Consider the following 24,304-nt stretch of genomic DNA (forward strand, 5'->3'; position numbering starts at 1 on the left):
GGCCCTCAGGTGAACAGATCAACCCCCAACTGGAACGCAACCCACAATGCCAGGCCTGTGGCAAACATCAACGCGATGTTCTCGAACAGGTTATTGCGGTATTCCTTGCCCAGCAGGGACTTCTGGTTGGACATGATCAACAGGCCCAGGGAAATCACCGGCAAGCCGATGATGTTCAGCGCATTGACGCCGATGGTCAGCGTGACGAAGTCCGGCATGCCCGGGAGCGACCAGATCAATGGTGTCACGAGGATGAACAGCATGAACCATTTGTGCATCGGGTCGCGGTGGAACTCTTTGCCGTAACGCTCCCGGCGCCCGGGCCGTACATGCTGGAAGGCGTCGGTGATGAGCATCGGGAACGCCGTGGTCTTGCCGGAGATGCTGGCGAACAGCGTGGCAAACACACCGATAAAGAACACGTACCAACCGATCGAACCGAAGAACATTTCAAGGGCCTTGCCCAAATCGCCCAGGGTTTTGACCTCGATGCCGTTGGGTCGCAGGATTTCCGCACCGACGATCCAGATGGCCAGGTTGATGATGATCCCGACAAACACCGCAAACAGCAGGTCGTTACGCTGGATACGCTTGTGTTCTGGTCCCACCCAGCCCTTCTGGCGCATGACATACGGATGAACGAAGTTGGCGATGGAACCGGCCACCGCACCGATCACCGAAACGGCCACCAGCAACGAGCCGTGCACCCCTTCATCGGGCGGGATACTGAAGCCGATGGTGCCTCTGACGATGCCGGCGACATCCGGGCCGGACATCACCGCCAGGGCCAGGAACGCCAGGGTCATGATCGCCAGCAGCCCTTTCATCACGCCTTCGATCATTGAATAGATATTGCGCCCGACGAGCATCCACACCGCCAACACCACTGCCACCGAACACAGCAGTGGATAGTCGACCTTGAGCAACATGGCCAAGGCTTCGCCAGCCCCCTTGATCATGTAGGCGTTCATCAGGTGCCCCATGAGCAACGCATACACCAGCAGGAACCAGGCGAAAAACGGATTGAGCTGGGCATAACCTTGCAGGATGGTCATGCCCTGGTTATTGCAGAGCTGGAAGCGCGCGATGATGTTGACGATCAGGTAACGCAGCAGCAGAGAGACCGCCAGCACCCACATCATCGCGTAGCCATAATTCGCGCCAGCCACGGATGAAGTGATCAAATCGCCGGCACCCAGCCAGGAAAGGACCGCGATGATGCCGGGGCCGAGAAGCTTGAGCAGGCGTACGAAACGGCCTTGCGTGGACGCCGCAGCCTGGCCTTCAGCGGAAGGAATGCTCGTCATGGATGGAATCTCCGTTATTTTTTTTGTGAGAAACGGCCACAGTCGAACATATTAGATACGACGTCGTACAACCATTATTAATGCGTAATTATGTAGAAATGTTTCATGGCATCCGCTCCCAAGATGCCGTTGTAGTCCAGGAGCAAATTGCCACTAACCCCTCACCTGTTCGCCGTTATCGACCATCCAGCGCACCATCCGCGCCAACGGCACCCGATGCTGCTGGATGGCGCACCAACTGACGTGTTCATGGCGATACAACTCGACATAACGGTTGAGCAGCACATGGCGACCGTCCTCGGCCAAGCGCAATTCAACTTCACGACAGTGCAATACATCCGGCTCGAACGAGCGCATTCGCCGATGCAGGACCAACACCTCGCTACTCATCAGCAGCGGCTCCGTCCTGGCATTGCGGATGGTCCTGCACCACCGCCCCCAACTTCCCTTGCGCGACAAAATCGGCACGCTGCTGCGCCGTTGCATCGCGTAGCGCCGCGTAGTAATCCGCTTGAGTCTGCAACTGGTCGGTCAGTGGCAATGCCTCGGCACGGCCATCGACAACGCCGCCGACGGTGTTGATCGTACCCAGGGTGTCGACGGTGCTGCTGTTGTCGCCAAACGGGTCGACGGCAAAACTCAGCACTTTGCCCGTCGCGTCCCGCAGGTTGGCGCTGCCCAGCAGGGGCAGTTCCACGACAGGTCCGGGGGCGACGTTCCAGACGCCGAAGGTCTGGCCGAAATCGGCCTCGTGGCGCTCGATGCCCAGCTTGCCCGACACGTCGATCAGCCCGACGATGCCCGCCGTGGTATTGATGACGAACCGCCCCAGTGTGTTGACCGAGCGCTGGGCATTGCCTTGTAGCAAGTCGTTGATGAACACCTTAGGCTCACCGAAGTTCGCCACGAAGTTGTGGACGCCGGCCTGGAACATCTCCGGCAACTTGAGATAACCACGGGCCACTGGGGCCAGCGCGTAGTCATCCACGGTTCGGTTGAAGGCGAAGATGCCGCGGTTGACCGGTTCTGCGGGATCGTGAACGGTATAGGCCGCGCTTTCACACGACCCCGGCGTTGCCGCCGGCGTGCTGGAGCAACCGCTGGCGAGTGCCGCCAGTACAACCACGACGGTGGATCGAACAAACAACGGGGCGGGTTTGGTGATCGGCATACAGGGGGATCTCGGCGAGGAATGGAGGCGATACCGATCAGCTAAAGAAACGGTGCCGGACACAGCTCTTGTGAAGAGGAGGACGCTTACTGTGGGAGCAAGGCTTGCCCGCGATGCAGGCGACGCGGACTTTCAAATATCGAGGCGTCTGTTTCGCGAGCAAGCTTTGCTCCCACAGAAATCCCCTCGCCACAGGTTTTGTGCAGGGCTGACTCGTTTTTAACTGACTGACATCGAGGGCCATCCTGCCGCTGTTCTTTTGCCTGGAGATTTCCAGAATATTGCCCGAGCGCAACTTTATTGCCGGATTGAAATATATGACGCAGGCCCTGGATTGACCCTAGTATCGCCTCCTGTATTCATTACCCTGCGTGCCCACCGTGAGCCATTTATTACTGGTGGACGATGACCTCGAAGTCCTCGCCCTCTTGCGCAAGTTCCTCGAACAACATGGCTACAGCGTGGATGTCGCCGCCGACGGCAACGCCTTGTGGCAGGCGGTGGAACGGCGGGTGCCGGACCTCATCATCCTCGACGTCATGCTGCCGGGCGACAACGGCCTGGTGCTCTGCCAGCGACTGCGGGCCGAGCACACGGTCGGCATCATCATGCTCACCGCCATGGGCGAATTGAGTGATCGCGTCGTCGGCCTGGAGCTGGGGGCGGACGATTACTTGACCAAGCCCTTCGACGCCCGGGAGCTGTTGGCCCGGGTGCGCGCCGTGCTGCGGCGCACCGGTGAAGCCAGGGACACGCTGAACGACGCCTCCCGGCCAATCCTGGAGTTCGAGAACTGGCAACTGGACGTTACCCGGCGCGAACTGCGCTCACCGGACAAGGTCATGATCCCGCTGTCCGCCGGAGAGTTCGAACTGCTGCTGGTGTTCGCCGAACACTCGCGCCGGGTGCTGACGCGCCAGCAGTTGCTGGACCTGGCCCGCGGCGAAACCTTCGAAGCGTTTGACCGCAGCATCGATGTCCAGGTCAGCCGCCTGCGGCGCAAGTTGGAGACCGACATCACCGGTACGTCGATGATCCGTACCGTGCGCAACAGCGGCTACCTGTTCAGCCCACACGTGGTGAAGCGATGAAACCCTCGCGCTCGGGCAATCATCAACCACGGGACACGGTAGCGCGCTGGATCGCCCTGACCACCATGATCGCCATGCTGACCTTGTTGGCCCTCAATGAGCTGTTCAGCCTGCTGGCCGGTGCCTGGGCGCGCCCTCCCCTGATGGAAACCGGCCTGATGGAAAAGGCCACCGCCATCACCCGCATCATTGACTCTGTCGCCCCCGAACAACGCCCCGCGATTGCCAAGGCCGCCAGCGACCAGGCATTCAACGCACAATGGCTGCAACGGCATGAAGACGCGCGGTTGCCGGTGATCGACAAGCCGGAGTTCAGTGAAGGTTCGGTGTTACTGCGCCAGCAGTTGGGCCGGCCGGACGCCAGGATCGAAGCCTACGAACCGGACGATTGGCCAGCCGATCAACCCGACGCACGCTACGCGGCGATCATCGAATTGGCCGACCATTCGTGGGTAATTTTCTCTGTGCCCTCGCGCAGTTGGGGGCTGGAGGAATGGGCGCGCAACGGGATCATCATCGCCCTGATCCTGCTCTCGACGTTGATCGTCGCGCTGATCGCCACACGGCACCTGGCCGCCCCGCTGGAACGTTTTGCCGAAGGCGCCCGGCGCTTCGGCGTCGACCACCAGGCGCCACCGATTCCGGTCATCGGCCCCCACGAAATCCGCCAGGCGATCCTCGCTTTCAATGCCATGCAGGCCCAGCTCAAGCATTTTCTACAGGACCGCACGCAGATGCTCGCCGCCATCTCCCATGACTTGCGCGCGCCGCTCACCCGCATGCGCTTGCGCGGGGAGTTCATCGAGGATGCCGAACAACAATCGCGATTGTTCAGGGACGTGGACGAAATGCAGGCGATGGTCAACTCAGCCCTGGAGTTCTTCCGCGACGATGCCCGCCTTGAACACGCCACCGCGTTCGACCTGGCTGAGTTGCTGCACACCATCGTCGATGACCTCAAGGACGCCGGCACCGAGGTCGCGTTCGAAGGTGCCCAGCGCTTGGTTTATGTCGGGCGTCCCATTGGCATCAAGCGCGCCTTGGTCAACCTGATCGACAACGCGATCAAATATGGCGGCGCGCCCACTGTTCGACTCGAGGCCGACGCCAATCGTGTGGACATTTGCATTCTGGATCGCGGACCCGGCATCGCCGCGCAACACCTTGAGCAGGTCTTCACGCCGTTCTTTCGCATCGAAAGCTCTCGCAACAAGCACACCGGCGGCGTGGGGCTGGGCCTGTCGGCGGCCCGGGCGACGGTGCTGGAACATGGCGGCACGCTGACCCTGAGGAATCGACGCGGTGGCGGGTTGGAGGCCAGGGTCTCGCTGCCGCTTGACTGAAGTGCCCGATGTACCGATCCGCGCTAAACAATCAGCGCCTTCCTCGGTAGGATGTCCGGCCTTTGCGACCTGGACCCTGCCCCCAGGAAGGCGCTCTTGTTTGTATCGCCCGACTCAATGCCATCGTTCGCGCTCATTGTAGGAGCTGCCGAGCGAAGCGAGGCTGCGATCGTTTGATCTTTCGCTTGAGATTCAAGTGCCTGGGGAAAGATCGCAGCCTCGCTTCGCTCGGCAGCTCCTACAGCGCCCCCTAGCGGGAGCAAGCTTCCTCGACAGACAGGAATCGACGGAGCCAAACCAAGGAATTCACCGATGATTCTTATCATTTATGCGCACCCCTACCCCGACAAATCGCGGGTCAACCAGCAGATGCTCAAGCGAGTGTCGACCAACCCGGACGTGGTCATACGTTCGCTCTATGATCTTTACCCCAACTTCGATATCGACGTCGAGGCGGAACAGCGAGCGGTGGAACAAGCAGAGCTGGTCGTCCTCCAGCACCCGATGTACTGGTACAGCACGCCGCCCCTGTTGAAACTGTGGATCGATAAGGTGTTCACCCACGGCTGGGCCTACGGCAAAGACACCGTCGCCCTCAAAGGCAAGCGCTTGCTGTGGGCCGTCACCACCGGTGGCGATCACGCGCATTTTGCGATCGGCGACTACCCCGATTTTTCGGCGCTGGCCCAACCTCTCCACGCCACGGCCATTTACTGCGGCATGCGCTGGCTGGAACCGGTGGTCGTGCATGGCGCCTATGCCGCCGACCCTGAGGCCCAACACGCACAAATCGAACACTATGGCGCTCGCCTGGCCGCCTGGAAGGAAGATTGAAATGGAGACGCACAGCCTGATTGAAATGCTGATCTACCTGGCCTCGGCGACGTTGATCGTGCCGATTGCCGTTCGGTTTGGCCTGGGCCCGGTGTTGGGTTACCTGCTGGCCGGGTGCATCATCGGCCCATGGGGGCTGAAGCTGATTACCGATGTGAAGGCCATTCTGGAATTCGCTGAAATCGGCGTGGTGCTGATGCTGTTCATCATCGGCCTTGAGCTCGACCCCAAGCGGCTCTGGGCCCTGCGCAAGATGGTGTTCGGTGGCGGTGCCCTGCAGATGCTCGCCTGTGGCGCTGCCATTGGCTTGTTCTGCACGGCCCTTGGCCTGAACTGGACGGCAGCGCTGCTGGTCGGCCTGACCCTGAGCCTGTCCTCCACGGCCATCGCCATGCAGGCCATGAGCGAACGCAACCTGACCGCCACCGCCGTCGGCCGCAGCAGCTTTGCCGTGCTGCTGTTCCAGGACATCGCGGCGATTCCGCTGGTGGCGATGATTCCGTTGTTGTCGGCCCACGGCGACACGCCTTCGGGCACGGCGCTGTTGCTATCGATTGGCAAAATCGTCGCCGCCATCGCCATCGTCGTGCTGTTGGGACGCTACGTGACGCGACCGCTGCTGCGCTTCGCAGCGCGGTCAGGCTTGCGCGAGATTTTCAGTGCCGTCGCACTTTTCCTGGTGTTCGGCTTCGGCTTCCTGCTGGAAGAAGCCGGCTTGTCGATGGCCATGGGCGCGTTCCTCGCCGGGGTCCTGCTGGCCAGCTCCGAATACCGCCATGCGCTGGAAAGCGACATTGAACCGTTCAAAGGCCTGCTGTTGGGTCTGTTCTTCATCGGTGTCGGCATGTCGATCGATTTCGGCACCCTGATCAACGCACCGCTGAAAGTCATCACCCTGACCCTGGGTTTCATCCTGATCAAGCTGCTGGTGATCAAGATGGCGGGCCGGTTCCTCAACGTCCCCGCCGGTCAGCGCTCCTGGCAGGCGGTGTTGCTGGGCCAGGGCAGCGAATTCGCCTTCGTGGTGTTTGGCGCGGCGACCGTGGCCGGCATCTTGACCGATCAATGGGGCAAGAGCCTGACCCTGGCGGTGGCCCTGTCCATGTGCCTGACGCCCTTGCTGATCGTGTTGCTGGATCGGTTCGAGTCCGTCGCCAAGAAAAACAAACGCGAATCCGACCTCGTCGACCAGCAGAATCCACGGGTGATCATCGCCGGGTTCGGGCGTTTCGGGCAGATCGCCGGACGGCTGTTGATGTCTTGCGGCGTCGAGGTGGTGGTATTGGATCACGACCCGGACAACATCGAGACGCTGCGTAAATTCGGCGTGAAAGTCTTTTATGGCGATGCCACGCGCCTCGATCTGCTGCACGCAGCCGGCGCGGCCCAAGCGGTGGTGCTGATCAATGCGATCGACGATCGGGAAGACAACCTGGCGCTGACCCGGCTGGCCCAGGAGCACTTCCCCGCGTTGCAGTTGATCGTGCGGGCGCGGGACATGGGGCACCTCATCACCCTTCGGCAGATGGGCGTGGAGGCGGCTGAACGGGAAACCTTCGAGAGTGCGCTGTCATTGGGTCGCAGTGCGCTGGAACACATGGGCGTCGGGGCTTACGAAGCGCGCGAGCGGGCGGATCAGTTCCGCCGGCTGAACCTCAAGATGCTGGAGGAAATCGTCGCCCAGCCGGAAGATGACCTCAAGTTCCGCCACGATGCCTACCGGCGCGCCAATGCGCTGCTCACGGACATGTTCAACGAAGACCGTGCCCGCCCCGTCGACAACTGGCAGGAACACCATCGCAACGAAACGGAAAAGACGCCCGGTTGACCGGCGTCACACACGCCCGAACTTGCGCCGGTACGCCACCGGCGTCAGCCCAGTCAGTGCCTTGAACATCCGTTGCAAGTTGGAGCTGCTGCTGAAACCCAGCTCGGCGCCGATGCTGGCGAGGGGCAGCGCCGTCAACGTCAGGCGTTCGCTGACCTGGTTCAACTTGATGCGTCGGGCGTAGGCCGCGACAGTCTCACCCGTTTCACGGCTGACCTTGCGCGCCAAGGTGCGCTCGGACACCGCCAACTGGCTCGCCAGTGCCTGGACGGTGATCCGCTCGGCCGGCATCTGTTCGATCAAGCCGTGCAACTGTCGCAGCCATCCGCTGGGTTGCTCGATCAGGGCCGCCCCCTGGAACGCCGCATGGGGAATGGCCGGGCGCGGTAGCACCATGAGCCGGGTAATGTCGCGCAACACGTCACTGCTGACGCTGCGTTCGATGAGTTTTTCGGCGATGGGCAGGTAGCCGTTCACCCCGGACGCCGTCGCCGTGCGCTCGTTGAACACGCAGTTCTGCTCGCTTTGCCAATGGACTTTTCGATACTGCTGCTGCATCGCTTGCGCCAGCCACCAGGTCACCGTCGCGCCCTGCCCGTTCAATCGACCGGCGGCGGCCAGCAGGCAGACACCGGTGCAATAGGACCAGAGCTGAAGCGATCGGGCATGCTTGGACAGCGCGCTCACGAGGGCTGTCTGTTCAGCCAACACCGCATTCACCTGCTCGGCCGATTCGGCCCAGAAGCCAGGAACCAGAACGGCATCCAAACCCGCGCTGCCCAACACCGCTTCCGCCTGCAGGGTCACGCCATGGGCACATACTACCGGCCCGGCCTGCAATGCGATGTAGCGAGCCTCGAACAGCGCCCGCCCTCCTCTGCGGTTGGCGGCATGCAGCAGATCGGCGAACGCGAACAGGCCGGCGGGCATGCAGCCGGGAAACAGGAGCAAACCGATGCGAAGTTTGTTGGTCATGGCCTGAAACGAATCAAAGATGTCAGATCCGGCCATTATGCACATGGGAACGGATCGGCACCATGAAGCGCTCGCTCAACAGGAATGCCTCATGAACATCCAGCAGATCCGTAACGCCACGATCATTCTTGAATTCGGCCCGTATCGCGTGCTCGTCGACCCGATGCTGGCTGGCAAGGGCACGCTGCCGCCGCTCCGACTGTTTGGTGCCACGCAGCGTAATCCACTGGTGGCGCTTGCGGCCTCGACAGCGCAGGCCCTCGAGACCGTCACCCATTGCTTGATCACCCACTGTCAGAAAGGCCATTTCGACCATCTGGATCGCGCAGCCAAGCAGTGGCTGAGGGAAAAGCAGATCCCGGTCATCTGCACACCCCATGACGCCCCCTACCTCACCAAGCGAGGCCTGAATGTCCAACCACTGGCCAAGGCGCATGACCAACCCAACCCATTCCTGGGCGGCACTATTCGCTCCGTTCGATGCACCCATGGGCTGGGTCTGGTGGGCAAGCTGATGGAGCATGGCGTCGGCTACCTGATCGAGCTGCCCGGCGAACCGAGCGTCTACCTCACCGGCGATACCGTGCTCACCCCCACCGTCTGCGAATTCGTCTTGCGCCACCAACCGCAGGTCAGCGTAGTTCCGGCAGGCGGGGCACGGTTCGATATCGGCGGCGACATCATCATGGGCATCGACGAGACACTGGAATTCACTCGCTTATCTCGCGGGACCGTGGTGGCCAATCACCTGGAAGCGATCAGCCACTGCCCGACGACACGCAAGGCCCTTGCCGAAGCCGCCGCGCTGGCCGGCGTCGCAGGCCGGCTGTTGATACCGGAGGATGGCGAGACGTTGGTCTTTCGGGCGGCCTAGGCCAATGCGTCCAGCTCGGCCAGCATCGGCGCAGGGATCTTCAGTTCACTCGCCGTGAGGTTTTCCCGCAGGTGCGCCAACGACGACGTACCGGGAATCAGCAGGATATTCGGCGCACGTTGCAGCAACCACGCCAGGGCCACGCACAGCGGTGATGCCTGCAAACGCGCCGCCACGCTGGAAAGGGTCTCCGATTGCAGCGGTGTGAAGCCGCCCAGGGGGAAGAACGGCACGTAGGCGATGCCCTGCCGGCCCAGGTCGGCAATGAGGTGTTCGTCGTCGCGATGGGTCAAGTTGTAGTGGTTCTGCACGCAGACCACCTGGGCAATGCCTTGGGCCTGCTTGACCTGCGCGGCCGTGACGTTGCTCAGGCCCAGGTGACGGATGAGGCCCTGGCGCTGCAGCTCGGCCAGTGTCGTGAACGATTCTTCGATGGAGTCTTCGGTGGGCGAATGCAGGTCGCCCCACACCCTAAGGTTGACCACGTCCAATACCTCCACGCCCAGGTTGCGCAGATTGTCGTGGACCGCACGGGTCAACTCGGCAGGGCTATGGGCCGGGTTCCAGGACGCGTCGGCACCACGAACGGCGCCGACCTTGGTGACGATGACCAGGTCCTGGGCGTAAGGGTGCAGCGCTTCGCGGATCAGCTGGTTGGTGACATGGGGCCCGTAGAAATCGGCGGTGTCGATGTGATTGACCCCGCTCGCCAATGCTTCGCGCAGCACGGCGACGGCGGCCGCCGGATCTTTCGGCGGTCCGAAGACCCGGGGCCCCGCCAACTGCATCGCGCCGTAGCCCATGCGATTGACCGTGCGATCGCCCAGTAAGAAGCTGCCTGCCTTGCCTGCAATGTTCATCTCGTCGCCCTCGGATCAATGTGAGTGGAGCGACTATAGGCGTTGACCATTCCCTTGATAATCAGGTGCAATCAGCACGGGTTGTACGGCGGAGAGAACAATGGCGACGGATATTCAAGACTTGCTGGCCTTTGTGGCCGTGGTCAATGCGAAGGGCTTTCGTGAAGGCGCGCGGCTGAGCGGCAAGTCTGCCTCAAGCCTCAGCGATGCCGTACGCCGAATGGAAAGCCGGCTCGGCGTACGCCTGCTCAACCGCACCACCCGCAGCGTGGTACCGACCGAGGCCGGTGCCCGGTTGATGGAACGCATCGTCCCGGCCCTGGGCGAGGTCGAGGCGGCGATGGACGTGGTCAACGACTTTCGCGACCGGCCTTCGGGCACCCTCAGGCTGAACGTGCCGGTCAGCGCGGCCCGCCTGGTGTTGCCGGCGATCATCACGCCGTTCCTGAAAAGCTATCCCGACATCCGCCTGGAAGTGGTCACCGAGGAGAGCTTCGTCGACATGCTCGCGGCCGGCTGTGACGCCGGCATTCGCTACGACGAGCGCTTGGAGCAGGACATGATCGCCATCCCCATCGGCCCACGGTTCCAGCGCTTCGCGACCGCCGCTTCACCCGCGTACCTCGATGCCAGGGGCCGGCCCGAACATCCACGGGACCTGCTTGGGCATGCCTGCCTGACGGGCAAGTTTCCCAGCGGCGCCCTGCCCCTGTGGGAATATGAACGTGACGGCGAAACGATGAGCGTCGACCCGAGCGGCCCGTTGATCGTGCGCATCGGCGGCGCGATGGACCTGGCAGTACAGGCTGCGGTGGATGGGCTGGGCATTGTCCATCTGTTCGAGGACTGGTTGCGGCCCCACCTGGACAGCGGCGCCCTCGAACCGGTACTCGAACCCTGGTGGCAGCGCTTTACCGGGCCGTTCCTCTACTACCCCGGCCGCCGCTACTTGCCTTCGCCGTTGAGGGCTTTTGTGGATTTCATCAATGCACAACAGTGTGTAAGCGAGCTTGCTCGCGAAGGCGTCGGCACAGCCAACTTCACTGCAAACTGACCCACCGCTATCGCGAGCAAGCTCGCTCCCACAAGGGCTCGGCGGCGTAGCTGAAAATCCTGACCCTTCACAAATCCATTGTGGGAGCGAGCCTGCTCGCGATAGCGGTAGTGCATTCACCCCATTGCCCACTCGTCTCCCCGCCGCAAGGATTTTCGAACCAAGCCATTCGCCACGGCTCGGACCTACATGACACCGCTGAAAGCCACGATGACGCGCTTCGACCGTCACGGCCTGAACGGCGGGTACATCAAGAATGCCTTGCGTTTCACTGCCGGGAGTTTTCGTTATGTGTGACGGTCTTGTTCAACACGTTTCTTCAAAAGACTCCCTGGCGTATTTCGCCCAGCGAGACACGCTCGGCAGCCGTTTCGGTGCTAGCGTGACGCCCTTGGACCTGTACGTGACAACGCCGCCCAAGGTCCTGGACCGCCAGAGCCTGATCAAGCCAAACATGCAGGTCAGCGCCATTCGTCGTCGCGGCGGGCACTTGGAGTGCATCAAGGTTCGCTGGGGTTGGTCGCCGATCTGGTCAGTCGGAACAATGCCGCCGCTGACCCATCTGCCCTTGCATCTGGTGATGCGTTCCAAGGTCTTCGACCCCATCAAGCACGAAGGCCGCGTACTGGTCGCCGTGGAGGGTTGGTATGAGTCGCAAGCCCCCGCCTCGCCCTCCCAGGCGCAACGTCTCACCTACACGACCGCCCGGCAGTCGGCCCCGATCTTCCTGGCCGCCCTGGCCCAGGCCAGCGAGACCCCGTTTGGCTGTGACGGCCTGGCCCTGGTGACGTATGGCGACATCGCCAACCAGCAGCAGCGGGTACTGGCCTTCGGTGCCGAAGATGCGCTCGACTGGCTGGAGCCCGCGCTGGGATGGGAACAGGCACAACAGCTGGCCGCGCGCCTGAACAGCGCGCAACCGCACCTTGAACCGGCAATGACAACCCAACGTCCGGCCCAGGGCGGACTTTGACTTAGGGAGATAAAGCCATGTACGTGATCATGGGCGCCACAGGCCACGTTGGCTCGGCCACGGCCCGAGCCTTGCTGGCGCCAGGGCATGCCGTGATTGTCATGACCCGCAACGCCACCCACGCCACCGAATGGCACGCCAGGGGCGCTCAAATCGTCGAAGCGGATGCTGAAAACGTCGAATCGTTGCGCGCCGCGTTTCGGCTCGGGCGCAGGGCGTTCATTCTCAACCCGTCGGCGGATCCCAGTACCGATACCGATGCGGTGGAACGGCGCACGGTGGCCAACATCCTGGCCGCCCTCGACGGATCGGGCCTTGAGAAAATCGTCGTGCAATCCACCGCCGGCGCCCAGCCCGGCGAGCGTATCGGCGATCTAAGCGTCTTGTGGGAGTTGGAAGACGGGCTGCGCAACCAGTCGATCCCGGCAGCGATCAATCGCGGCGCTTATTACATGAGCAACTGGGACAGCCTGCTCGATACCGTGCGCGAGACCGGCAAGTTACCGACGCTGTTTCCCGCCGACCTGGCCTTTCCCATGGTTGCGCCCCGGGACCTGGGCGAAGTGGCGGCCGCGCGGTTGCTATCCTCGGTTGACGACATTGGCGTGCGTAACGTGCAGGGGCCTCGCCTGTACTCGCCCAACGATGTGGCCCAGGCATTTTCCCAGGCGCTCGGCCGGCTGGTCGAGGTACAAGTGATCCCCAGGGATCAATGGGAAAACACCTTCCAGAGCCTCGGCTTCAGCCCCGCTGCGGCGCAATCCTATACACGCATGAGCGCCGTCAGCCTCGACAGCGGCTTCGACGTGGGCGACAACGCCTTGCACGGCACTATGACGCTTGAGGCCTACATCCAGGCGCTGGTGCAAAACAACGGGCTGGGAGCGCACGGATAAAGGAATGCAGGAACGGCGCGGCAATGGACGGTAAACTGCGGCGGTCCTTTTTCTTTTCCAGCATGAGGCTTTGCATGAGCAACCCAGATATCACGTTTATTCCAGATTCGGATGCGGACTCCATTTCCTCCGACGTCGCCGGTTTCGGCGGCCTGCTGGTTTCCACGCAAATCCCCACCCACGCCGACGGCAGCCTGGAACTGGGTGACATCACGCTGCAGAGCGAATGCACGCTGCAAGCCCTCAAGACTGCCCTGGAGGGCGCCGGCAGTTCCATGGACCGGGTCTTGCACCTGACCATCTACCTGACCGACATGGCTGACCGCGCCGCTTTCAACGAGGTCTACAAACGCTTCTTCGCCAAACCCTGGCCGGTTCGCGCCGCCGTGGGCGTGGCGTCGCTGGCGGTTGAAGGGATGAAAGTGGAGGTGACGGCGATGGCGGCGAAGGGCTGAGCGGGCCCACTGCACTTTTGTAGCGCTGCACTGCTTTTTGTGGCGAGGGAGCTTGCTCCCGCTGGACGCTGTAGGAGCTGACGAGTGCAACGAGGCTGCGATCTTGTCCCAGACAGTTGAGTCTCAAGCGAAAGATCAAGATCAAGATCAAGATCAAGATCAAGATCAAGATCAAAAGATCGCAGGCTTCGCCAGCTCCTACAGAACCCAGCGGGAGCAAGCTCCCTCGCCACAGGTGTTTTGTTAACCCAGGCTCCCAGTCCAGCAGCGGACCTTGTTTATCCAGATGTAGGAGCATTCGGGATCGGGCTACGTTGTCTTGCGCCGTTGCCTACAACTGCGCCAGAATCCGCCGGCTTGTGCGCCTTGGGCCAGGGCTCTATCGTTTCCGGGTCGCTGATTGAATCAGCGATCGGGTTTGGTAGCCCGGCTTTTGACTTGTCGCATAGCCCTTGTCATACAGTCCATTTCGGAACTGTTTTATGGCGGTCATGCGCAGGGCGTCTTCGGACGCGCCGGTTCTCCAAGTCACCGGTCTACCAACCCGCGTATGGCCGCCACCCTTCGTTTGGTAGCGAGAGTGATGGCTCCATTTTTCGATTTGGAGATTCAACCATGTTCAAACCAACACCCAACCCACCGGACACCGATCCAGCCAACTCAAAAGCGTTCGACAAAGCCGCCGACCGCATCCTCGATCACTACCTCAAGCCCAAACCCAACAAACCCGAGGCCGATCCAGGCCAACTCTTCACCGTCGCCCATGGCGTCGACACCGAAACCCTGCTCGCCAACCTCAGCGAAACCCTGGCCTCGGCCAATGCCATGGTCAGTGACCTGGCGTTCGACCAGGGAGGTCCCAGGCGCCACATTATCCTGGGTATCCAGCAACTGATCGAGCTGGGCGCATTGCTGGCGAACCGCGCGCTGGATAACGTCGAAGCACGCCCGTCGACATAGCGCATCCCCCTGAGCAGGAACACAGTCAAAAATGTGGGAGCGAGCTTGCTCGCGATAGCGGTGCTTCAGTCAATCATCACGCAACTGACCCACCGCTATCGCGAGCAAGCTCGCTCCCACACTAATAACCAGGACCATAAGGTCCCAATCCCGCTCCCCAATCCCCGCCTATACTTCTTTGCCAATCCCCCCGGGGCCTGCACTTCCAACAATAAAAAGCAGAGGTGGAACATGGTCTGGCAACAAGTCTACGATCCCTTCGGTAATGCAGTGCTGTCGACGCTCCTGGCGGCGGTTCCGGTGGTGGTGATGCTGGCGTCCCTGGCGTTCTTTCATGTCAAGGCGCACCTGGCGGCGTTGATGGCCTTGGCCTCGGCCTTGCTGATCGCGATCTTCGCCTTCGGCATGCCCGCCGGCATGGCCGGTTCGGCGGCACTTTATGGCGCGGCCAACGGGCTGCTGCCCATTGGCTGGATTGTCCTCAACATCATCTTTCTGCACCGGCTGACCACCGAGAACGGCTCGTTCAAGGTCTTGCAGGATTCCCTCGCACGCATCACCGACGACCGGCGCCTGCAATTGCTGCTGATCGCCTTTTGCTTCGGTGCGTTCTTCGAGGGCGCCGCGGGTTTCGGCACGCCGGTGGCGGTGACCGGGGCGATCCTGATCGGGCTGGGCTTCTCCCCCTTGGCCGCCTCGGGCCTGGCGCTGATCGCCAACACCGCGCCCGTGGCGTTCGGCGCCCTGGGCACGCCGATCATCACCCTGGCCAAGGTTACCGGGCTGGATGAAATGGAGTTGTCGATGATGGTCGGTCGGCAGTTACCGTTTTTTTCGGTGATCGTGCCGTTCTGGTTGATCTGGGCGTTTGCCGGGTGGCGCAAGATGCTGGAAATCTGGCCGGCGATTCTGGTGGCCGGTGTCAGCTTCGCCGTCCCGCAGTTCCTGGTGTCGAACTACCACGGGCCGATGCTGGTGGATGTGATTGCCGCGCTGATTTCCATGGCCTGCCTCACCGCTTTTCTCAAGGTCTGGAAACCGGCCACGGTGCATACGTCCGCAGCGTTGTCGGGACGGGTCGATGATTCGAAAATCGACGCCAGCGAAGATGAAAAACCGCAGGCCAGCGGCACCTTTTCCAGTGATGCGCAACCGGCTGTGCTACGGGCCTGGATGCCATGGATCATCCTTACGGTCTTCGTGTTCGCCTGGGGCACCCAGGGTTTCAAGAACCTGTTCGATACCCGCCCGGCGCTGGACCCGCAGACCCAATCGGCCAAGCTTGATCCCCAAGGCAAACCGATGCGTGAGGCCAACCCGATCTTCTCGCCCCTGGTGACCTTCGGCACCATCCACCAGCAGATCGAGAAAGTCCCGCCCGTGGTGCCCCAGCCTAAAACCGAGGAAGCGGTCTACAAGTTCAACTGGTTCACCGCCACTGGCAGCGGCATTTTCCTGGCGGCGATTCTCGGTGGCTTGCTGATGGGCTATTCCATCCCGCAACTGCTGCACCACTACGTGCGAACGCTCTGGGTGGTGCGCTACTCGCTGATTACCATCGTGGCGATGTTGGCCCTGGGATTTCTCACGCGCTACTCAGGCCTGGACGCGACCATGGGCCTGGCCTTCGCCGCCACCGGCATTTTCTACCCTATGTTCGGCACCTTGCTGGGCTGGCTCGGCGTGGCGCTGACCGGTTCGGACACGGCGTCCAACGTATTGTTTGGCGGCTTGCAACGAGTCACATCCGAGCAGTTGGGCCTGAGCCCGGTGTTGATGGCTGCGGCCAACAGTTCCGGCGGGGTCATGGGCAAGATGGTCGACGCCCAGTCGATCGTGGTCGCCTCCACCGCCACCCGTTGGTACGGTCACGAAGGCGAGATCCTGCGCTACGTGTTTTTCCACTCGGTGGTGCTGGCGATTCTGGTGGGCGGGCTGGTGACGTTGCAGGCGTATGTGGCGCCGTTCACGCATATGGTCGTCGGCGGACATTGATAGATAGGGACGTGAGGATGTGCTTTTGTGGCGAGGGAGCTTGCTCCCGCTCGGTTGCGCAGCGACCGCAAAAAACGGGGCCGCTGCGCGCCCCAGCGGGAGCAAGCTCCCTCGCCACAGGTGAACACCTTCAAAACCGATTGGCGCCCTACCTTTAAAGCAGGGTGTTACTGAACGTTTTTCAGCTTGACCACATCACCGGACACCGAGGTGGTGTAGCCGGTCAGGACCCAGGCCCAGAACCAGTTTTCCTGGACTTGGGTGTTGATCATGGCGTCGCCGCCCTTGGCCTTGATTGCCGCGTCCTGGGCACGCACGAAACGGTTGTTCTGGCGAATCGGGATCACGCCGAACAGCAGCAGGCCGGTGGCCTTGGCTTCGCTGTGGCCGACAACGGTGTATTGGCTGCTGTCGTATTGCTGGGTTTTCATCGGGGTGCCGGTGCAACCCGCCAGGGCCAGGCCGAACACTGCGCAGGCGACAACTTTGCTGATGTGGTTCATTGAATACTCCATGAGAAAACGCCCGGGATCCGTCTCTCGGGCGGCGCGTACTCTAACCGATCAGCAACAAATTGACATTATCCCCGCAATCCGCAAACCGCCTGTCAGGCTCACCCCAGAGCCATCCGTCAGATGTCCCTCCAGCGGAACAATTCCCTGTCGATACGCTGAAAACAGCGCCATGGACGGCTCGCGCACACCCCGGCTGAATGCGTACGAGCGCCAGCCCGCCAGAGCTTGTAACCATGATCGACCTGACCGTCTGGAACATCACGCTTCCTGTACAGACACCCGCCTTGACCGTTGCGACCAAGGCCGTTCCAACGCTGCGCAACCAGTACTTCACCAACACCGGGGACAAAATCGTGTTCTGGGCGCCGGTGACCGGTTCTCATACCGGCAAAAGCGAGTACCCACGCTCCGAGCTGCGGGAAACCTCGAAAGACGGCAAATTGCGCAACTGGCGTTACAACAGCGGCGTCAACACCCTCAAAGGCACCCTGGCCGTGAACCAGGTACCTTCCGCCGGTCGTGTGGTTGTCGCGCAGATCCATGCCAAGGATGCCCCCGCCCCCTTGCTGAAGCTGGTATACCGCTTTGCCAAGGGCAGCGGTAACCTGGACGTCGAATACCGGGTCAAACCCAAGGACCCGAAAAGCCCGGTGATCTTCACCGTGCCGAACGTGGCCTTGAACAAAGTCTTCACCTACTCCTTGCAGATGGACAAACAGGGCAAGCTCACGGTCCTGATCAACAACCTCGGCAAGCAAGTGAAGCTCGACCCGTCCTGGTACGGCTACAATTTCTATTTCAAAGCCGGCGTCTACACCCTGGACAACGTCGGCTATTCCAACGAAGGCGGAAAAGTGACCTACACCAAGCTGGACGTGAGCCATCAATGACTGACGCCCAGCCTCTCTTCTGCTTCAGGCCTTTGATGGCGCGTTAACCACCTGCCGGCCGCTGAAGGAAAACAGGAAACAGGCGAACACCACCAACGCGAAACCGGCCGGGAACAGCCAGATGCTTTTCCAATCGTGGCCGCCCTCCAGGACAAAGTGATCGGTCACCTGCCCCGCCACCCAGAAACCGATCAACATCCCCACGCCATAGGTCGCCAGGGTAATCAGGCCCTGGGCCGAACTGCGCAAATGCTTCGGCGCCTTGGCATCGGTGTAGATCTGCCCCGAGACAAAAAAGAAGTCGTAGCAGATGCCGTGCAGGGCAATGCCGGTAAACAGCATGAACGCCAGGTCGCTGTTATTGCCGTAGGCGAACAACAGGTAGCGCAGCGCCCACGCCAACATGCCCACCAACAGCGCCAGCTTGATGCCGAAGCGCTGGATGAACAGCGGCAACAGCAGCATGAACAACACTTCCGAGACCTGCCCGATGGCCATCTTCGCCGTTGGGTTGGTCATGCCGGTTTCGGCCAGGAACGGGTTGGCATTCTGGTAATAAAAGGCCAAGGGAATGCAGATCAGGATCGAGGCGATGAAGAACACCAGGTAGCTGCGGTCCTTCAACAGCCCCAATGCATCCAAGCCCAACAGCTGCTTGATGCCACCACCGCTCGCCTGCTCCTGGAGCGGCGCCGTGGCCGGCAGCGTGAAGCTGTAGAGCCCCAGGACCAGGGAAGCGACGGCCGCCATCAGGAACGTATTGCGCAAGCCGCCTGCCGAGATCGCTTCACGCGAATCCCAGGCGAACACAAAACTGATCACCACGCCCGCGACGATCCAGCCAATCGTGCCCCACACCCGGATGCGCGAGAACTCCAGCGCCGGGTCGCGCATTTGCCGGAACGCCACGGAATTGACCAGGGCCAGCGTCGGCATGTAGACCACCATGTACGCCAGTACATACGGGTAGAACACGCTGAAATCCGCCGCCGAATACAACTGATACAGCAACACCGCGCCCAGCAGGTGCAACACCGCCAGGATCCGTTCGGCATTGAAGTAGCGGTCGGCGATCAGGCCGATGACAAACGGCGCAATGATCGCCCCCCACGACTGAGTGGAAAACGCCATGCCGATCTGCCCGCCGCTGGCGCCCAGCGTGCTGGAGAGAAATGTCCCCAGGGTGACGAACCAGCCACCCCAGATAAAAAACTGCAGGAACATCATCACGCTGAGGCGTGCGTTCATCGTGGTCATGACAGTCACCGTTTTATTGTTGTTCTTGTGAAAATGAAAAACCTTGCGCCGCTTTTGTGGCCTGCTTTGTGGGCTGCCTGCTTTTGTGGCGAGGGAGCTTGCTCCCGCTCGGCTGCGCTGTAGGAGCTGCCGAAGGCTGCGATCTTTTGATCTTTCGCTTAAGGCTCATGTATCCGGGAAAGATCGCAGCCTCGCTTCGCTCGACAGCTCCTACAGGCCCAGCGGGAGCAAGCTCCCTCGCCACAGGGGCTTTGTGTTGCGCGGGCTACCTCAAAAGGCCCAACAACCGCCGATTGGAATCCTCATCCGCCGTGACGCTGGCGAAGTCATCGAACGCCTTGCCAGTCTTGCTGATCATGTGCCGCTGGATAAACGCAGCGCCTTCTGCCGCACCCTGTTGCGAATCCTTCAGGCAGCACTCCCACTCCAGGACCGCCCAACCGCTGAAATCGTATTGGGTCAGTTTGCTGAAGATCGATTTGAAATCGATCTGGCCATCGCCCAACGAACGGAACCGCCCGGGCCGATCGACCCAGCCCTGGTAACCGCCGTACACCCCGGAACGAGCATCGGGGCGGAATTCGGCGTCCTTGACGTGGAACATGCGGATGCGCGCGTGGTAGCGATCGATGAAACCCAGGTAGTCCATCTGTTGCAGCAGCAGATGGCTGGGGTCGTAGAGGATCGCCGCCCGTGGGTGGTGATCGACGGCCTCCAGGAAGCGCTCGAACGAGGCCCCGTCGTGGAGGTCTTCGCCGGAGTGGATCTCGTAGCACAGGTCCACCCCCGCCGCGTCGAAGCAGTCGAGAATCGGCAACCAGCGCCGGGCCAGTTCGGCGAACCCCTGCTCCACCAGGCCCGCCGGGCGCTGCGGCCAGGGATAGAGATACGGCCACAGCAGCGCGCCGGAAAACGTCGCATGGGCCTTGAGACCCAGCCGCTGGCTGGCGCGGGCGGCCAGCTTGAGTTGCTCGATCGACCACTCGGTGCGCGCCTGGGGCTGGCCGCGCAGATGGGCCGGGGCGAAGTCGTCGAACAGCGCGTCGAACGCCGGGTGCACCGCCACCAACTGGCCTTGCAGGTGCGTCGATAACTCGCTGATCTCGACACCGGCCTGGGCGCAGGTGGCCTTGAGTTCATCGCAATAATCCTGGCTCTCGGCGGCCCGGGCCAAGTCGATGTACTGCGTGCCCGACGTTGGCAGTTGAATGGCCTTGTAGCCTTGCGAAGCGGCCCACTGGGCGATGTTGGCCAGGGTGTCGAACGGCGCTTCGGCGGACATGAATTGCGCCAGGAAAATGCCTGGGCCACGCAGGCCGCTCGGTGTCTTGTCGAGGGTATTCACAACAGGGATGCTCCGGTTTGCACGGCGGTCCACTTCGTCTCGCCACGGTGGTTGAGGATGGCGGCCTCAATGAACGCCATGCCCCGCAAGCCGGTCTCGATGCCGGGTACTCCGGGGGCGTCGGGGCCTTCGACATGGCTGCGAATGGCCTGGGCGAAATCGCCGTAGAGGTTGGCCATGGCCTCCAGGTAGCCCTCGGGATGCCCGGCCGGCAGGCGCATACGCTGGGTGGCCGCCGCGCACAGCCACGGCTGGCCGACGCCGCTACGCAAGATGCGCAGAGGTTGGTCAACGGCGCGATGGATCAGGCTCGCCGGTTCTTCCTGGCGCCACTCCAAGGCGCCCTTGTCACCGTAGACGCGAATCTTCAGCGGGTTCTCTTCGCCGGTGCAGACCTGGCTCGCGATCAACACGCCGCTGGCACCGCCCGCCATCTTGAACAGCATCGCGGCGTCGTCATCCAATTGTCGGCCCGGGATGTGCGTACCCAAGACGGCGCATAGCTGTTGGATAGGCTGGTCTGCGACGAACTCGGCGAGGGAAAACGCGTGGGTGCCGATGTCGCCGATGCAACCGCCCAGGCCGGACTGCCCGGGGTCGTCGCGCCACTCGGCCTGTTTATTGCCCTGGGCGGCGACATCCTGGCTGAGCCAGCCTTGGGGGTACTCGACCAGCACTTTACGCACCTGGCCGATCTCGCCCGAACGCACCATCTCCCGCGCCTGCCAAACCATGGGATAGCCCAGGTAGGTGTGGGCCAGGCCGTAGAGGCAACGGCTGCCTTGCAGCACCTCCCTGAGGGCGAGCAACTCGTTGAGGTCCAGCGCAGCGGGTTTCTCGCTGAACACATGGAAACCGGCTTTCAAGGCCTGGCTGGCAATGGGCGCATGAAGATGATTGGGCGTGACGATCACCAGCAGTTCCATGCGTTGATCAAGCGGTAGCAGCGCTTCGGTGTCGAGCATCTGCTGCCAGTCGTGGTAGCAACGGGACCCGGCCAGGCCCAGGACCGCGCCGGTCTGCCGAGTGTTGCGAGGGTCGCGGCTGAATGCGCCGCAGACCAGTTCGAAACTGCCGTCCAGGCCCGCGGCCTGACGATGGGCCTGGCCGATGAACGCGCCCTCTCCACCGCCGACGAAGCCCATTCTTATTTTCGGTGCTACAGGATTCATCGCGATTGTCTTCCTGTCAGGATGATGATGTAACCGGTTACATCATGGCGGAAATCTAGGCTCAGTTTTCCTGCGTGTCAAACCCCACGAGGTTACGCATGAACATTTGTGAGGCGCCCAACCTGCGGTAAGCTCCCCAACCGTAGCCCCTGCCCCCGAGGTGATTTTGTCCAACATTCGTGAAGTGGCCCGGCTGGCCGGTGTTTCGGTGGCCACGGTGTCCAGAACCCTGAAATCGCCCGAGCGGGTGCTTCCCGAAACGCGGGACAAGGTCAACGCGGCGGTGGAACAGGCCGGCTATCGGCCCAACCTGATGGCGGTGCAATTTCGCTCCCGGCGCACCGGCAACCTGGTGATCCTGGTGCCGACCATCGCCAATACGTTTTTCGCCCGGGTCATCAGCGGCGCGCAGCAGGCCGCGCAGGCGGCGGGTTATCGATTGCTGCTGTGCGACACCCAGGGCCGCGCGCAGATCGAGCGGGAATTTGCCGCGCTGGTCTACGCCCACCAGGCCGACGGGGTGATTCAGTTGCGTGCCAGCGATCCTTTCGAATCGATGCCCGCAGGCGCCGAAAGCCTGCCGTTGGTCAACGCCTGCGAAGTGGTCAAGCACGCCCCCTACCCGACCATCAGCCTCGACAACCGCGCCGCCGCCCAGGCCATGACCGAGCACCTGATCGGCCTCGGCCATCGCCGCATCGGCATCATCAAGGGGCCACGCAGCAGCCCCTTGACCCTGGACCGCGTGGCCGGTTACCAGGATGCCCTGAACCAGGCCGATATCGCCGTCGACCCAAGCCTGATCTGCCATGGCGACTTCACGTTGAAGGCCGGTGATGACGGGGCCGGCGCGATGCTGGCGCTGGCCGACCGGCCCAGCGCGCTGTTCTGTGAAAACGACGAGATGGCCATCGGCGCGCTCAGGCGCATCAAGCAAATGGGCCTGCGGGTGCCCGAGGATATTTCCCTGGTGGGGTTTGACGACATCCCGTTCGCCGCCTATTGCGACCCGCCCCTGACCACCATTTCACAGCCTGCCGAAGTCTTTGGGGAAAAAGCGGTGCAGATGCTGATTGCTCTGATCGAGAAGAAGCCGATTGCCGAACGGCATGTGGTGTTGCCGTTTGAGTTGACGGTGCGTGGCAGTACGGCTCCTAGAACCAGACAGTGAGTGGAACCCGTGGCGAGGGAGCTTGCTCCCGCTGGGTCGCGCCTGTAGGAGCTGTCGAGTGCAACGAGGCTGCGATCTTTCCCAAGACACTTGAGTCTCAAGCGAAAGATCAAAATCAAAAGATCGCAGGCTTCGCCAGCTCCTACAGAGCCCAGCGGGAGCAAGCTCCCTCGCCACAAAATCCATTCATCCACCGAGCATGAGTGATTCACTCAGGCAAACGTCGCCCCCCGTGTATTCACAAACAGCGAATACAGCGAGTGGCTGCCAGCCATGAACAACCGATTGCCTTCCCTCCCGCCGAAGCAAACGTTGGGGCAGCGTTCCGGCAGGGAGATGTGCCCGATGGCCTTGCCTTCAGGGTTGAACACCCGCACGCCGTCGAGTTTCTCCAGGTCGGCCTTGGGGTCGCCATTGCCGCCCCAACCGCACCAGAGGTTGCCGCTTTCATCGCATTTGATTCCGTCGATCGCCGCGTAATCCAGGCCTTCGATGTGTTTGCGCCGCTCACCCAGCGTGCCGTCATCCTTGACCGTGATCGCCCAGATCAAGCGGTTGGGCTTGGCCCGGCCTTCGACCACGTAGAGGATTTTCTCATCCGGGGAAAAACACAGCCCGTTCGGCCCCGCCAGATCGTCGATGACCCGGGTGACCTTGCCCGTTTCGCCGTCGATGCGATACACCGCATGGGGCTGGACAGGCGTGACTTTGTGCCCCTCGTAGTTGTTGCCGGTCTGGAACGGTGGGTCGGTGAACCAGACCGAGCCATCGCGCTTGCACACGATGTCGTTGGGCGAGTTCAGCGGCTTGCCTTCGAAACTGTCCGCCAGCACGGTGATCGTGCCGTTGTGCTCGGTGCGGGTGATGCGTCGGCCTTCGCTGGCGGTGGTAGAGCCTTCGCACACCAGCAACCGCCCCTGGCGATCGCGGCACATGCCGTTGGAGAAGTTGGAATTCTCGCGGTAGACCGACAGGCCACCGGTAATTTCATCCCAGCGCACGATGCGGTTGTTGGGAATGTCGCTGACCAGCAGGTAACGACCGTCACCGACCCACACCGGCCCTTCTGCCCAACGCAGGCCGCTGGCGAGTTTCTCCACGCTGGCGTTGAAGATGCGCAAGTCCATGAAGCTGGGGTCAAGGATATTGATCAGCGGGTCTGGGTAACGCTGGCTCAAGGGCTCGGCCTGGGCGAGCCCGGGCAGGTTGCCAAGGGCGGCGGCAGCGGCCGAGACCACCAGGGATTTTTTCAGGAATACCCGGCGGCCCTGATCGGCGGCGGTTGCAGATTGCGAAGCATCCATCGTGCGTCTCCGTTAATTATTATTGGACGGGACG

Annotated in this window: 23 protein-coding genes; 13 read left to right on the forward strand and 10 right to left on the reverse strand. The window is 61.9% G+C overall.

Annotation, left to right across the window (positions count from 1 at the left end):
- Positions 1 to 5: 5 nt before the first annotated feature.
- From LOY50_RS17640 to LOY50_RS17650, 3 genes are all read right to left on the reverse strand, one after another.
- Entirely contained in the window at positions 6 to 1,307 is a 1,302-nt protein-coding gene (locus tag LOY50_RS17640) for an Nramp family divalent metal transporter (protein WP_258688736.1), read from the reverse strand.
- 153 nt (positions 1,308 to 1,460) lie between these two features.
- The gene (locus tag LOY50_RS17645) at positions 1,461 to 1,697 is read right to left on the reverse strand and encodes a hypothetical protein (protein WP_253476145.1); all 237 of its coding nucleotides are present in this window, start codon (positions 1,695 to 1,697) and stop codon (positions 1,461 to 1,463) included.
- Positions 1,690 to 2,478: a VacJ family lipoprotein gene (locus LOY50_RS17650; RefSeq protein ID WP_258688741.1), complete on the reverse strand. Its 789-nt coding sequence runs from the start codon at positions 2,476 to 2,478 to the stop codon at positions 1,690 to 1,692. Before LOY50_RS17650 ends, LOY50_RS17645 begins: the two co-directional genes overlap by 8 nt.
- Before the next feature lie 380 nt (positions 2,479 to 2,858).
- Between LOY50_RS17650 and LOY50_RS17655 the strand changes: the two genes are divergently transcribed.
- The 4 genes from LOY50_RS17655 (at position 2,859) to kefC (ending at position 7,574) form a co-directional block, all read left to right on the forward strand.
- Positions 2,859 to 3,569, forward strand: coding sequence for a response regulator (locus tag LOY50_RS17655; RefSeq protein WP_253476149.1), 711 nt, complete (start codon positions 2,859 to 2,861; stop codon positions 3,567 to 3,569).
- On the forward strand, positions 3,566 to 4,912 hold the full coding sequence (locus LOY50_RS17660) for a cell wall metabolism sensor histidine kinase WalK (protein ID WP_258688742.1): 1,347 nt from the start codon (positions 3,566 to 3,568) through the stop codon (positions 4,910 to 4,912). Before LOY50_RS17655 ends, LOY50_RS17660 begins: the two co-directional genes overlap by 4 nt.
- Before the next feature lie 312 nt (positions 4,913 to 5,224).
- Entirely contained in the window at positions 5,225 to 5,746 is a 522-nt protein-coding gene (gene kefF / locus LOY50_RS17665) for a glutathione-regulated potassium-efflux system oxidoreductase KefF (RefSeq protein WP_258688743.1), read from the forward strand.
- Position 5,747: 1 nt separating this feature from the next.
- On the forward strand, positions 5,748 to 7,574 hold the full coding sequence (gene kefC, locus LOY50_RS17670) for a glutathione-regulated potassium-efflux system protein KefC (RefSeq protein WP_253476155.1): 1,827 nt from the start codon (positions 5,748 to 5,750) through the stop codon (positions 7,572 to 7,574).
- Positions 7,575 to 7,580: 6 nt separating this feature from the next.
- Here kefC and LOY50_RS17675 read toward each other — a convergent pair whose 3' ends face one another.
- Positions 7,581 to 8,549, reverse strand: coding sequence for a GlxA family transcriptional regulator (locus tag LOY50_RS17675; protein ID WP_253476157.1), 969 nt, complete (start codon positions 8,547 to 8,549; stop codon positions 7,581 to 7,583).
- 91 nt (positions 8,550 to 8,640) lie between these two features.
- On the opposite strand from LOY50_RS17675, the gene LOY50_RS17680 reads away from it, so the two are divergent.
- Positions 8,641 to 9,423, forward strand: coding sequence for an MBL fold metallo-hydrolase (locus LOY50_RS17680; RefSeq protein ID WP_253476159.1), 783 nt, complete (start codon positions 8,641 to 8,643; stop codon positions 9,421 to 9,423).
- Here the strand turns inward: LOY50_RS17680 and LOY50_RS17685 are convergent.
- Entirely contained in the window at positions 9,420 to 10,283 is an 864-nt protein-coding gene (locus LOY50_RS17685; protein ID WP_258688744.1) for an aldo/keto reductase family oxidoreductase, read from the reverse strand. The two genes, LOY50_RS17680 and LOY50_RS17685, sit on opposite strands and share 4 nt — an antisense overlap.
- A gap of 100 nt (positions 10,284 to 10,383) precedes the next feature.
- Between LOY50_RS17685 and LOY50_RS17690 the strand changes: the two genes are divergently transcribed.
- The 6 genes from LOY50_RS17690 to LOY50_RS17715 all read left to right on the forward strand — a co-directional run bounded on the left by LOY50_RS17690 (position 10,384) and on the right by LOY50_RS17715 (position 16,616).
- On the forward strand, positions 10,384 to 11,337 hold the full coding sequence (locus tag LOY50_RS17690; protein ID WP_258688745.1) for a LysR family transcriptional regulator: 954 nt from the start codon (positions 10,384 to 10,386) through the stop codon (positions 11,335 to 11,337).
- A 289-nt stretch (positions 11,338 to 11,626) separates the two neighbouring features.
- Positions 11,627 to 12,310, forward strand: coding sequence for an SOS response-associated peptidase family protein (locus LOY50_RS17695; protein WP_258688746.1), 684 nt, complete (start codon positions 11,627 to 11,629; stop codon positions 12,308 to 12,310).
- A gap of 17 nt (positions 12,311 to 12,327) precedes the next feature.
- Entirely contained in the window at positions 12,328 to 13,206 is an 879-nt protein-coding gene (locus LOY50_RS17700) for an NmrA family NAD(P)-binding protein (protein WP_253476165.1), read from the forward strand.
- Between the two features lie 74 nt (positions 13,207 to 13,280).
- Positions 13,281 to 13,661: a RidA family protein gene (locus tag LOY50_RS17705; RefSeq protein ID WP_253476167.1), complete on the forward strand. Its 381-nt coding sequence runs from the start codon at positions 13,281 to 13,283 to the stop codon at positions 13,659 to 13,661.
- A 615-nt stretch (positions 13,662 to 14,276) separates the two neighbouring features.
- A complete protein-coding gene (locus tag LOY50_RS17710; protein ID WP_258688747.1) occupies positions 14,277 to 14,621 on the forward strand; it encodes a DUF6124 family protein in 345 nt (114 codons plus the stop codon).
- Positions 14,622 to 14,852: 231 nt separating this feature from the next.
- Positions 14,853 to 16,616 carry an L-lactate permease gene (locus LOY50_RS17715; RefSeq protein ID WP_253476171.1) on the forward strand — a complete coding sequence of 588 codons (1,764 nt, stop codon included), beginning with the start codon at positions 14,853 to 14,855 and terminating at the stop codon, positions 16,614 to 16,616.
- A 167-nt stretch (positions 16,617 to 16,783) separates the two neighbouring features.
- On the opposite strand, the gene LOY50_RS17720 is transcribed toward LOY50_RS17715, so the two are convergent.
- Positions 16,784 to 17,119 (reverse strand): hypothetical protein, encoded by a 336-nt coding sequence (locus LOY50_RS17720; protein WP_100264074.1) that lies wholly within the window; start codon positions 17,117 to 17,119, stop codon positions 16,784 to 16,786.
- 245 nt (positions 17,120 to 17,364) lie between these two features.
- Between LOY50_RS17720 and LOY50_RS17725 the strand changes: the two genes are divergently transcribed.
- Entirely contained in the window at positions 17,365 to 18,021 is a 657-nt protein-coding gene (locus tag LOY50_RS17725) for a polysaccharide lyase family 7 protein (RefSeq protein WP_253476173.1), read from the forward strand.
- A gap of 24 nt (positions 18,022 to 18,045) precedes the next feature.
- Here LOY50_RS17725 and LOY50_RS17730 read toward each other — a convergent pair whose 3' ends face one another.
- The 3 genes from LOY50_RS17730 to LOY50_RS17740 form a co-directional block, all read right to left on the reverse strand.
- Positions 18,046 to 19,278, reverse strand: coding sequence for a nucleoside permease (locus tag LOY50_RS17730; protein ID WP_258688748.1), 1,233 nt, complete (start codon positions 19,276 to 19,278; stop codon positions 18,046 to 18,048).
- Positions 19,279 to 19,543: 265 nt separating this feature from the next.
- Positions 19,544 to 20,623, reverse strand: a complete 1,080-nt coding sequence (locus LOY50_RS17735) for a sugar phosphate isomerase/epimerase (protein ID WP_258688750.1) — start codon at positions 20,621 to 20,623, stop codon at positions 19,544 to 19,546.
- Positions 20,620 to 21,795, reverse strand: coding sequence for a Gfo/Idh/MocA family protein (locus LOY50_RS17740; RefSeq protein WP_253476179.1), 1,176 nt, complete (start codon positions 21,793 to 21,795; stop codon positions 20,620 to 20,622). The genes LOY50_RS17735 and LOY50_RS17740 overlap by 4 nt, the downstream gene beginning before the upstream one ends.
- A gap of 166 nt (positions 21,796 to 21,961) precedes the next feature.
- Between LOY50_RS17740 and LOY50_RS17745 the strand changes: the two genes are divergently transcribed.
- On the forward strand, positions 21,962 to 22,966 hold the full coding sequence (locus LOY50_RS17745; RefSeq protein ID WP_253476181.1) for a LacI family DNA-binding transcriptional regulator: 1,005 nt from the start codon (positions 21,962 to 21,964) through the stop codon (positions 22,964 to 22,966).
- 212 nt (positions 22,967 to 23,178) lie between these two features.
- Here LOY50_RS17745 and LOY50_RS17750 read toward each other — a convergent pair whose 3' ends face one another.
- Positions 23,179 to 24,270: an SMP-30/gluconolactonase/LRE family protein gene (locus LOY50_RS17750; protein WP_253476183.1), complete on the reverse strand. Its 1,092-nt coding sequence runs from the start codon at positions 24,268 to 24,270 to the stop codon at positions 23,179 to 23,181.
- Positions 24,271 to 24,304 lie beyond the last annotated feature (34 nt).

The organism is Pseudomonas sp. B21-010, assembly GCF_024749325.1.
Taxonomy (GTDB): Bacteria; Pseudomonadota; Gammaproteobacteria; order Pseudomonadales; family Pseudomonadaceae; genus Aquipseudomonas; species Aquipseudomonas kilonensis.